We start from the raw sequence: 10,621 nt of genomic DNA, 5'->3' as shown, positions 1-10,621 counted from the left end.
GCACGGGATATCCGCGTCGATGAGCCGTGCACTCGCGGGCACGCCGTGCACTCGGCGACCCCACGCGAACGACGCGCACCGGAAGTTGAGCAACATATCGGTCGGACGTAGAATTTCGATGAAATCCGGCGGGCTGAAAGGGCGCCCGTTCGACCGCACGATGCAGGGATCTGCATCCTCGGATGCGGTGCGCTCCTCGCCAGCCGATGCCGGCCGACTGATTGGAGTGTTGAGATGTTCACGATGCCCGATCCCCGATTCGAGCTCAGGAAGATCACCGATACCGAGTGGCTGATCCTCGACCACCGCTACGCCGCGGATGACTCGCGCCGCACGGTCGCCTGCATCTATCAGGTCGACACCGTCGAGGTCGAAGCCGTCTGGCTGCGGGACCTGCCGCTCGCGACGTACTACATGTCTGCGGCGGATGTGCTCGAGGACGTGCAGCGGTTCCATTCGCCGCGACGCGCGAGTCGCCCGATCCCGATTCCGCACCTGCCTCCGCTGGCCACCGCCTGACGTCGACGAGACGCCGGCGGGCGAGCCGACGAGGGTCGGGATTCTCCGGCCCGGCGCACGCGTCTGTCAATGGGCACGCGTGCCCGGGCCGGCAGGGCGAGACTGAACTCCCCACCCTTTTCATCCGAACGGAGTCTCTGATGTCAGATCCGCAGAAAAACAACGATGACCAGCCCGTCGTCGACGCCGTCGGCATCGACCCGGACATGCCGTCCACCGATGACGACATCGACGAGGACGACGACATCGACGTCGCCGACCAGGACGAGTGACCTGATTCGCGCGTGCGCAACCCCCTGGCGCTCTCTTCCGAAGCGTCGCACCCTCGGGGCATGACACACCCAGACGACATCAAACAGCCCCTGGACCACCTGCCTCCCCTCGAAGAGCGGGACAAAGCGATCGAGATCGAAGAGCCGAGCTATCCGACCTCCGAGGCACCCGTCGGTGAGACCCACGCCTCGCCCGAGACGGCAGCCGAACCCGGCAAGCCGAACCGGCACGGCGTCGACAAGCTCCCACCCGGAACGAACTGACGGCTGAGGACCGGCGGTCAAGATCATCGGCATCGTCCTCTCCGGCTGCGCCACCGCCCTCGCGGAGGACATCCGCTACAGCGAGGGCCGCCCCGTGGAGCGGATGAGCATCAAGGACACGTCGAGCATCGACGGCCAGATCCACCTCACCGTGACCTCGGCCTGCATCGTCGAGTAGCGGGCCTTCCGAGGCCGGAGGATCTAGCCGTCGCCCCGCTTCTCCGCCTCTTTCTGCACCTTCTCCGCCTGCTTCCTGGCCTCTTCTTCAGCCTTCTGCTGCGCCTTCTCCGCTTCCTTGGCGGCTTTCTCGGCGGCTTTCTGCTCGTCGGTCGGCTTCCCGCCGCCGGGCTCGGTGTCCTCGGCGGGCACGACCGGCTCGGCAGGCTCGGCAGGCTGCACGGGAGCGTTCACGGGTGTCACGGAGGGCTCCGGAGTCGTCGCGGGAGACTGCTCGGTGTCGACGGTGTCGGTCACCTCCGGATCCACGGGGCCGATGCCCGACAGCCACACCCCGGTCAGGACGGATGCCGCGACCGCCGCGACCACCGCGCCGCCGATGATCCCCCGGCGACGTCTGCGAGCCTTTCGCGCTGTCCGACCGCGCGGTCGGACAGCTCCGTCGGGAAGAAGGACGGTCGGGGTGGTGGCCGGCGATGACACGGCGCCCGCTGCGGCCATCGCGGCGACCGTGGCCGGGACGGCAGGACGCGGAGGCGCAGGCGGTGCCGGACGCGACGATGCTGACGATGCCGTCGCGAGTGCCGACGACGCGGCGAAGACCTCCGAGGCGCGCGGCCGATCACCGGGGTCCGCTGCCAGCATCCGGGTCAGGAGGGTGGACCACTCGGATCCCAGCGCCGCCGGCACCTCCGGCGTCTCGATGAGCCGGGCCATCGCGGCACCGATGCCCTCGGCCTCCGGGAATGCTCGCACACCGGTGAGGGCCTCGAGCAGCACCAGCCCCAGCGAATAGATGTCGGCGGGCGGAGCGGGCGGCTCCCCTCTCAACTGCTCCGGGGCGAGATACGCCGCGGTTCCGATCACGAGCCCGGGGGTGGTGAGCCGTGCAGCATCGACGAGGACGGAGATCCCGAAGTCGGCTAGTTTCGCCCCCGACCGGCTGCCGGCGAGCGGCGTCCGCGACATCAACACGTTCGACGGCTTGATGTCGCGATGCACGATGCCGGCGCCGTGCACGACATGCAGCGCCTCGGCGAGGTCCGCTGCGAGCCGGGCCACCTCGGCCGGTGCGAGCGGCCCCTGCGCGATGCGGGCGGACAAGGTCGGCCCATCGATGAACTCCATCACCAGGTACTCAGCTCGCCCCGGGACGAGCTGCGCGTCATAGAGCGTGACCAGGCCGGGGTGATTGAGCGAGGCGAGCACCGTCATCTCGCTGCGCGCACGACCGGATGACTGGGCGTCGTCCATCTCCTCGCGCAGCATCTTGATCGCCACGGTGCGGCCGAGGAAGATGTCGTCGGCGCGATACACGCGGGCCATGCCGCCCTGCCCGACGCATTCCTGCAGCTGATAGCGCCCATCGAGCAGCGCTTCGGTAGGAAGCGAGTCATCGGTCATCGTCGAATCCTCCTGACGCCCGTCGGGTATCGGGCGGCGACCGCCCACCTTACGGATTCGACGCGCTCGAGGCTCGGGCCTTGACACGAGCGCCCACACACCCCCGGTACTGTTTTCTCAGGAGAACGGAGCCGATCATGGATGCTGCCGATGCGATCGGGCTGATCGCCGAGATCCTGTCGTGGATCGGCCTCGGAATCGGTCTCCCCCTGCTTCTCATCGTCTTCCTGGTGAAAGTGCACGATGGCCGCTGGGTGCCGCAGGAGGTCTTCATCCTCGAGGACGACGGCCGCGCCCGTGCCCGATGGTTCACCGCCGGCGACTTCTGGGAGCGCCCGCTCCGCGCCGACGAATCCGGCCACTGGCAGGGACGGGAAGAGGTCGACGCGTTCGTCAGCGAGCACCACCCGAGCCTGATGCGATTCGAACCCCGCCGGCCCCTCCTCCATGCCGTGCAGGTGCTCGGAGTCACCCTCGCCAGCGTGGGGGCGGCGGCGGTCACGCTCTCGATCATCCTGCTGTTCGTGGGGTGAATCGACGGCGGCCGGCCTGACAGGCACCGGCATTCCCCGGCAGGATGGAGGCATGGCCGTTCCTCCCCTCTCTTCACGCCCCTGGCTCGATTCGTACGCGGAGGGCGTCCCCGCGGAGATCGACGAGCCGACGCAGACCCTCCCGGAGATGCTGTCGGCGAGCGTGAAGGCGTTCGGCCGGCGTCCGGCACTGGATTTCTTCGGCGCGGTCACGACGTACCGGGAGCTCGGGGAGCAGATCGAGCGAGCCGCCGAAGGTCTCCGGCGGCTCGGGGTCGGCAAGGGCGACCGCGTCGCCCTCGTGCTTCCCAACTGTCCGCAGCATGTCGTGGCGTTCTACGCGACGCTTCGACTCGGCGCGATCGTGGTCGAGCACAACCCCCTCTACACACCCCGCGAGCTGCGACACCAGTTCGAGGATCACGGCGCGCGCGTCGCCATCGTGTGGGACAAGGCCGCCGACATGGTCGCCGGCTTCCCCGCAGACCTCCGGGTCGAGCACATCGTCAGCGTCGACATCACCGCGGCGATGCCCCTGTCGAAGCGCGTCGCGCTCCGCCTCCCGATCCCCAAGGCTCGTGAGGCGCGAGCGAAGCTGACCGGCACACCGAAGGCACGGCACCTCGTCGCCTGGAAGAGTCTCGTCGACCATCGCCGGCTCTCGCGCCGCGTGCCCGGTCCCACGTTGGGCGACACCGCGCTGTTGCAGTACACGAGCGGGACGACGGGCGTTCCGAAGGGCGCGATCCTCACGCACTCGAACCTCCGCGCCAACGCGATGCAGGGACGGGCGTGGGTGCCCGGCCTCGTCGACGGCGAGGAGACGTTCTACGGCGTGCTGCCGTTGTTCCACGCCTACGGCATGACGCTGTGCCTCACGTTCGCGATGAGCATCGGCGCGCGGCTCGTCCTGTTCCCCGCGTTCGATCTGGGGCTGGTCACCGCCGCGGCGCGCTCGACTCCGCCCACCTTCCTTCCTGCTGTGCCACCCATCTACGACGCTCTGGCGCGCGCCGCGGCCCGCGGGACCATCGATCTCTCGACGGTCCGCTTCGCCATCTCCGGCGCGATGAGCCTTCCGGTCGCGACGGTGAAGCGGTGGGAGGAGGCGACCGGCGGCCTCCTCGTCGAGGGCTACGGCATGACCGAGAGCTCGCCGGTGGCACTCGGCAATCCGATGGGGCCGACCCGTCGTCCCGGCACCGTCGGCGTGCCCTTCCCGAGCACCGAGATCCGCGTCGTCGATCCCGAAGACACCGATGTCGATATGCCGGCCGGCGAGCGCGGAGAGCTCCTCATCCGTGGCCCTCAGGTCTTCCAGGGCTACTGGGGGCGTCCGGGCGAGACGGCGGATGCGCTGCTGGCAGACGGCTGGCTCCGCACCGGAGACATCGCCGAGGTCTCGGACGACGGGTTCGTGAGCATCGTCGACCGCCTCAAGGAACTCATCATCACGGGCGGGTTCAACGTGTCACCCAGCGAGGTGGAGGACGTGATCGCGGCGCACCCGGACGTCACCGCCGCCGCCGTCGTCGGTCTTCCGAGGCCCCACGGCGGAGAAGACGTCGCCGCCGCGGTCGTGCTCCGCGAGGGCGCCACCCTCGACGTGGATGCGCTGCGCGACTTCTGCCGCACCCGACTCACGCCCTACAAGGTGCCGCGCCGCATCACCGCCGTCGATGAGCTGCCGCGGTCGCTCATCGGCAAGGTGCTGCGCCGCCAGGTGCGCGACGAGCTGCTCAAGGATCGCTGAGGGGTCACACCACCCTCAGTCCAGGCGCGACGAGAGCTCCTCGGCGAGCTGAGCGAGATCTCTCGCGGCGTCGGCGAGTCGTCTGACCTCCGCATCGAGGGCAGCCAGCCTCGACGGCGGAGCGTCGTGGCTGCGCGCGATCTGCAGGTTGGCGCGAAGGTTCAGCGAGATGCCGGTCGGGATCCTCTGCGGGCATCCTCCTTGCCCTTCACTCAGATTCCACGCTGGCGACATGATGCGGAACCCCGACGGGCTTCGACTCGCTCGAGCCGCGCTGGCGCAGGTAGATGGCGAAGGCGACCATCGCTCCGACGGCGAGGAACTCCGATTGCCAGTTCTGCAGGGTGCGATTCCAGAACTCCGCGGAAACCACGTAGTCGCCCCAGGTCTCGGGCGGCAGTCCATGCATCGCGTTCTCCTCGTTCGCCACCACATGCCCCGCGAGCGACTGCGCCAGCCACGACAGCAGGAATATGGTCCCCATGGTCAACAGCAGCGAGTTCGAATAGACCCATAGACGCACCCCACCGGCTTTCGCCCACCGCGGCGAGTCCGCTCGCGCGTGGGCACCGACCATCTGGTCTTCGTCCGTGCCGACGCCTTCGTCTCCGGGCTTCTTGGACTCTGCCGAGCCGCGCTGGATCAGCCAGATCGTGGCGAAGATGAAGAGGAAGAACTGCAGGAACTCCGACTGCCAGTTCTCCGCGACGTCGACGAGGAAGTCGGAGGAGGTCACGAAATCGGTGTATGCCACCGCTGCCTGGCCATGCTGGGCGAGCTGCTCGTTGTTGTACACATACCCGGCGATCGATTGGCCGACGATCGTGACCAGGAAAATGGTCAGGAAGGCGAGACTCAGGCTGCTGTTGCGGACAAATTCACGCACCTTCATCACCGTCCTGCCAGCGGCAGCACGATCATGACCACCAATCCTCCGACGATGATCACCATCCACGACCAGAAGGCCGATCGCATGGCGGCCGTGACTACCGCGTTGTCGGACATCTCACTCCCTCATCGAGGCGATGAGCAGCGGGAGTCTCGGACGATCTCGCTTGCCACCGCCTCGCCCATGGTGGCTCTTTCTCGTCGCCGCTGCGAGGGGGTTGAACCGACAGGATCGAGTTGCTAGCCGCCCCGTCACCGGCATCCGCGGCGAACCGGCTCTGCACCTCTAGCCGGTTCGCCCCGAGCGGGTCAAGGCGTTGGCACCCTCGTGGCGTCCTGGGCATGCTGAATCCATGACGCGACATCGACGAGGCCCGCGAATCAGCCAGCGGTCGTCATCGGACACCACGTCCTCCGGGCCGCGCTTCGAGGTCGCGCCGTGGAGCATCGCGTTGGACGGCATGGACATCACGCGCCTCGCACACGACGAGTCGATCTTCGGGTTGTCGAACGGGCACGTCGGGTGGCGCGGCAACCTCGACGAGGGGGAACCCCGCGGGGTCGCCGGCAGCTACCTGAACGGCATGTTCGAAGAGCATCCGATGCCGTACGCCGAAGAGGGCTACGGATATCCACAGTCCGGCCAGACCGTGATCAACGTGCCGAACGGACAGATCATCCGGCTCCTCGTGGACGACGAACCGTTCGATGTGCGGCGCGGCGAACTCCTCCATCACCGCCGAAGCCTCGACTTCCAGGACGGCACCCTGCACCGCGAAGCCGAGTGGATCTCACCGACGGATCGGCATGTCCGGATCGATTCGACCCGCATCGTGTCGTTCTCGCGCCGCTCGATCGCGGCCGTGCGCTACCGCGTGCAGGCCGTCTCCCACGAGATCGCGGTCACGATCCAGTCGGAGGCGTTGCCGAACGAACCGCTTCCGATCACCCACTCCGATCCCCGGGTGCAGGAACTGCTCAAGGCACCACTCGTCGGCGTCGACTCCGCCGTGATCGGCACCGCCGCGACTCTCCTTCATCGAACACGGGAGAGCGGGCTCTCCGTGGCGGTGAGCACGGACCACTCCGTGACCGCGTCCGGCACCGTCGAGCCGACCCTGGTCACCGAAGCGTCTCAGGACCTCTCGCGGACCACCGCCCGCGTCGTCCTCGCACCCGGCGAGCACGTCGAGCTGATCAAGTTCGTCGGCCACGAGTGGTCGGCGACGACATCGCCCTCTGCTCTCCGAGACCGCGCGGAGGCGGCCGTCGCCGATGCCCGACGGGCCGGATGGGATCGACTCGTCGACGAGCAGCGAGAGCGTCTCGACGACTACTGGGCGTGCGCCGACGTCGAGGTCGAGGGTGAACCGCGGCTGCAGCAGGCCGCGCGATACGCGCTCTTCCAGGTCTTCCAGGCATCCGTCCGCGCGGAACTCCGCTCCGTTCCCGGCAAGGGTCTGACCGGCTCAGGATACGAGGGCCACACCTTCTGGGACTTCGAGGCCTTCGTGCTCCCCGTGCTCACCTCCACCGCCCCGCATGCGGCCGAGCAGGCACTCCGGTGGCGGCATTCGACGCTCGAGCACGCCCGGGAACGCGCACGGCATCTGCACCTCCGCGGTGCTGCCTTCCCCTGGCGCACCATCGACGGGAGGGAGAGCTCGGGATACTGGCCCGCGAGCACGGCGGCCTTCCACGTCAACGCCGACATCGCCGGCGCCGTGGTGCACTACGTCCGCGCGACGGGCGACCAGGCCTTCGAGCGCGAGGCCGGCCTCGAGATGCTCGTCGAGACCGCTCGGCTGTGGGTGTCGCTCGGTCACTGGGACTCCGCCGGCGCCTTCCACCTCGATGGGGTGACGGGTCCCGACGAGTACTCCGCGATCGCCGACGACAACGTGTACACCAACCTCATGGCGCAGCGGAATCTGCGGGGAGCCGTCGCCGCCGCGCGGCGGCATCCCGAGGTCGCCCGCACGCTCGGCGTCGACGAATCAGAGCTGGACGACTGGCTGCGCACAGCGGATGCGATGTCGATCCCGTTCGACGAGAGTCGTGGCGTGCACCCGCAGTCTGCGGGGTTCACGGAGCAGGAGCAGTGGGATTTCGAGAGCACGGACCCCGACCAGTACCTCCTACAGGACCACTTCCCCTACTTCGACCTGTACCGGAAGCAGGTGGTGAAGCAGGCCGACCTCGTGCTCGCCCTGTTCTTCGCTCATGAGGTGTTCACCGCTCGCGAGAAGGAGCGGGCCTTCGCCTACTACGAGGCGATCACCGTGCGCGACTCCTCGCTCTCCGCGGCAGTCCAGGCGATCATCGCCGCCGAGGTCGGCCAGCTCGACCTCGCCTATGACTACCTCGGAGAAGCGGCCACCCTCGACCTCGACGACCTGCACGAGAACGCGAGCGAGGGTCTGCACATCGCGGCACTGGCGGGCGTGTGGACGGCCATCACGGGCGGCTTCGCGGGCATGCGGGACACCGACGAGGGGCTGCGATTCTCCCCGCGCCTACCCGATCGGGCGAGTCGGCTCCGCTTCGGCGTCCGCATCCACGGGCAGACCCTCCGCGTGGAGGTCACCCCGAGTACCGCGACGTATCTGCTGAAGGACGGCCCGTCTGTGACCGTCGGCCACTTCGACGACACGGTCGACCTCGAGGCGGGGCACGCCGTCACGCTCGAGATTCCGGAAGCACCCGAAGCCGGAGTGCGTCCGTCACAGCCCCGCGGCCGGGAGCCGCGCCCGGCCGCCGAAGCGTTCCGTTCGTAGGCCTCTGTCCGGCCCTCAGATCACCCGTCCGTCGCCGGGCCGCGAGACGCGAAGCCACCGATACCCGTAGGCCGGGACCTCCAGCTCGACCGCCCCGCCGGGGCCGAGCGGGAGATGCGCCGGCTCCAGGAGGTCGACGAGGGTCGTCCCCTCGGGCTCGTCGGTCAGCGAGAACCCGGTCGTCACCGGCACCTCCGCGAAATTGTGCACGGCGATCACACGACCGACGTCGGCTGCGAGCGAGTGCACGAGAAGCGACTCGGCGGGCTGGTCGATCACCTCGAGCGTGCCCCATCCGAGCTCGGGAGAGATGCGGTAGCGCGCCGTGAGAGTGCGGAGGAAGTGCAGCAGCGAGCGCGCGTCCTCGAGCTGGGCGGCCACGTTGACGTGCTCCGGCGCGTACCCGTCGGACGGCGGACGGGAGACGAGCCGACCCGGTGCGGCATCCGAGAACCCTCCGTTGCGGTCCGTCGACCACTGCATCGGGGTGCGCACAGCTTCGCGGCCGGGGATCTCGATGTTCTCCCCCATGCCGATCTCCTCGCCGTAGAACAGCACCGGGGTGCCGGGCAGGGTGAAGAGCAGACTGTAGGCCATGCGGATCCGCCGCGGGTCGCCCTCCAGCATCGGCGGGAGGCGGCGGGTGATCCCTCGGCCGAACACGCGCTGCCGTTCGTCCGGGGCGAAGGCCTCGAACACCTCCTGCCGCTCGCTGTCGCTGAGCTTGTCAAGGGTCAGCTCGTCGTGGTTGCGCAGGAAGTTCGCCCACTGCACCTCCGTCCCGAGGGCGGGCCTGGCGCGCAGCGCGCCGATCAGCGGCGCCGGGTCTTTGCGGGCGAACGACAGATACAGCGCCTGCATCCCCACGAAGTCGAACTGCATGGTGAGCTCATCGCCGTCGTCGGCGCCGAAGTACTGCTCCTGCTGGTCGTACGGCAGGTTCACCTCTCCCAGCAGGATCGCCTCGCTGGAACGACGCTGCAGGAAGCGCCGGATGTCGCGCAGCAGGTCGTGCGGCTCGGGGATCTCCGCCCCCTCCGGGATCTCGAGGAGGAACGGCACCGCGTCGACGCGGAAGCCCGAGATACCTAACTGCAACCAGAACCCCATGATCTTCGCGATCTCGTCGCGCACGCGGGGGTTGGCTATGTTGAGGTCGGGCTGATGCTCGTAGAAGCTGTGCTGGTACCACTGCCCGGACTTCTCGTCCTTGCCCCAGATGCCGTTCGCCTGACCGGGGAAGACGGCGTTCTTCTGGCCTTTCGGCGGCGGGTCGCTGCGCCAGACATAGTAGTCCCGGAACGGAGAGTCGACGCTGCGCTTCGCAGCCAGGAACCACGGATGCCGGTCGGAGGTGTGGTTGATGACGAGGTCGACGATCACTCGCATGCCCCGGTCACGTGCGGTGCGGATCACCTCGACGAGGTCGCCGTGGTTGCCGAGGCGGGGATCGACGCCGTAGAAGTCGCTGACGTCGTAGCCGTCGTCGCGATCCGGCGTCGGGTAGAACGGCATCAGCCACAGGCAGGTGACCCCCAGCTGCGAGAGGTAGTCGATCCGCCTCGCGAGTCCCTGCAGGTCGCCGACGCCGTCGCCGTTCGAATCGAGGAAGGTCTCGACATCGAGGCAGTAGACCACCGCGGTCTTCCACCACAGGTCGCTGGTGTCGGTGATCTTCACAGTCGCTCCTTCAGTTCGGGGATCAGCTCGGATGCCGCGATGTCGAGGAACCACGACTGGTCGGTGCCGACGTGGTGCAGGTACACGCGGTCGAAGCCGATCTCCGCCAGATCCGCGATCCGGCCGGCCAGCGACGAGGCGTCATGCTCGACCAGCACGGACTTTCTCAGCCCCTGCTCGTCGAGCCCCGCCACGGCGGCCTCGAAGTCCTCCGGCTGCTCGAGGTCCCACGTGACCGGGGGCGAGAGCAGGCCGTTCTTCCACTCCTTGCGGGCGATGGCGAACGCGGCGTCATCGCTCTCGGCCAAGCTCACGTGCACCTGCAGGATGCACGGGCCGGTGCCGCCCGCGTCG

At 68.4% G+C, this 10,621-nt stretch carries 10 protein-coding genes and 1 pseudogene; 6 read left to right on the top strand and 5 right to left on the bottom strand.

Annotated features, from left to right (window positions below):
* Positions 1 to 243 precede the first annotated feature (243 nt).
* From GZ67_RS0103025 to GZ67_RS0103015, 3 genes are all read left to right on the top strand, one after another.
* Complete coding sequence (locus GZ67_RS0103025; protein ID WP_231481680.1) at positions 244 to 519, top strand: hypothetical protein; 276 nt, start codon at positions 244 to 246, stop codon at positions 517 to 519.
* A 140-nt stretch (positions 520 to 659) separates the two neighbouring features.
* Complete coding sequence (locus tag GZ67_RS21125) at positions 660 to 791, top strand: hypothetical protein (protein WP_269319684.1); 132 nt, start codon at positions 660 to 662, stop codon at positions 789 to 791.
* A 60-nt stretch (positions 792 to 851) separates the two neighbouring features.
* The gene (locus GZ67_RS0103015; protein ID WP_029262377.1) at positions 852 to 1,055 is read left to right on the top strand and encodes a hypothetical protein; all 204 of its coding nucleotides are present in this window, start codon (positions 852 to 854) and stop codon (positions 1,053 to 1,055) included.
* Between the two features lie 201 nt (positions 1,056 to 1,256).
* On the opposite strand, the gene GZ67_RS0103005 is transcribed toward GZ67_RS0103015, so the two are convergent.
* Positions 1,257 to 2,636 (bottom strand): serine/threonine-protein kinase, encoded by a 1,380-nt coding sequence (locus tag GZ67_RS0103005; protein WP_029262378.1) that lies wholly within the window; start codon positions 2,634 to 2,636, stop codon positions 1,257 to 1,259.
* Positions 2,637 to 2,773: 137 nt separating this feature from the next.
* Between GZ67_RS0103005 and GZ67_RS0103000 the strand changes: the two genes are divergently transcribed.
* Both GZ67_RS0103000 and GZ67_RS0102995 read left to right on the top strand, forming a co-directional pair.
* Positions 2,774 to 3,169, top strand: a complete 396-nt coding sequence (locus tag GZ67_RS0103000) for a hypothetical protein (RefSeq protein WP_029262379.1) — start codon at positions 2,774 to 2,776, stop codon at positions 3,167 to 3,169.
* A gap of 52 nt (positions 3,170 to 3,221) precedes the next feature.
* Complete coding sequence (locus GZ67_RS0102995) at positions 3,222 to 4,922, top strand: long-chain-fatty-acid--CoA ligase (protein WP_029262380.1); 1,701 nt, start codon at positions 3,222 to 3,224, stop codon at positions 4,920 to 4,922.
* A 15-nt stretch (positions 4,923 to 4,937) separates the two neighbouring features.
* On the opposite strand, the gene GZ67_RS20515 is transcribed toward GZ67_RS0102995, so the two are convergent.
* Together GZ67_RS20515 and GZ67_RS0102990 are read right to left on the bottom strand one after the other, a co-directional pair.
* Complete coding sequence (locus GZ67_RS20515) at positions 4,938 to 5,156, bottom strand: hypothetical protein (RefSeq protein ID WP_029262381.1); 219 nt, start codon at positions 5,154 to 5,156, stop codon at positions 4,938 to 4,940.
* Entirely contained in the window at positions 5,131 to 5,814 is a 684-nt protein-coding gene (locus GZ67_RS0102990; RefSeq protein ID WP_036303575.1) for a DUF6766 family protein, read from the bottom strand. Before GZ67_RS0102990 ends, GZ67_RS20515 begins: the two co-directional genes overlap by 26 nt.
* Positions 5,815 to 6,163: 349 nt before the next feature.
* Between GZ67_RS0102990 and GZ67_RS0102980 the strand changes: the two genes are divergently transcribed.
* Complete coding sequence (locus GZ67_RS0102980) at positions 6,164 to 8,587, top strand: glycoside hydrolase family 65 protein (RefSeq protein ID WP_051662306.1); 2,424 nt, start codon at positions 6,164 to 6,166, stop codon at positions 8,585 to 8,587.
* 15 nt (positions 8,588 to 8,602) lie between these two features.
* On the opposite strand, the gene GZ67_RS0102975 is transcribed toward GZ67_RS0102980, so the two are convergent.
* Both GZ67_RS0102975 and GZ67_RS20720 read right to left on the bottom strand, forming a co-directional pair.
* The gene (locus GZ67_RS0102975; protein WP_029262384.1) at positions 8,603 to 10,267 is read right to left on the bottom strand and encodes an alpha-amylase family protein; all 1,665 of its coding nucleotides are present in this window, start codon (positions 10,265 to 10,267) and stop codon (positions 8,603 to 8,605) included.
* Positions 10,264 to 10,621: pseudogene (locus GZ67_RS20720) on the bottom strand (LLM class F420-dependent oxidoreductase); the annotation flags it as partial. The gene GZ67_RS0102975 and the pseudogene GZ67_RS20720, both read right to left, overlap by 4 nt.

It is taken from the genome of Microbacterium sp. Cr-K20 (genome assembly GCF_000708325.1).
GTDB lineage: Bacteria > Actinomycetota > Actinomycetes > Actinomycetales > Microbacteriaceae > Microbacterium.
The sequence above is the reverse complement of the archived record's forward strand: the minus strand, read 5'-3'. Positions and strand labels throughout refer to the sequence as shown.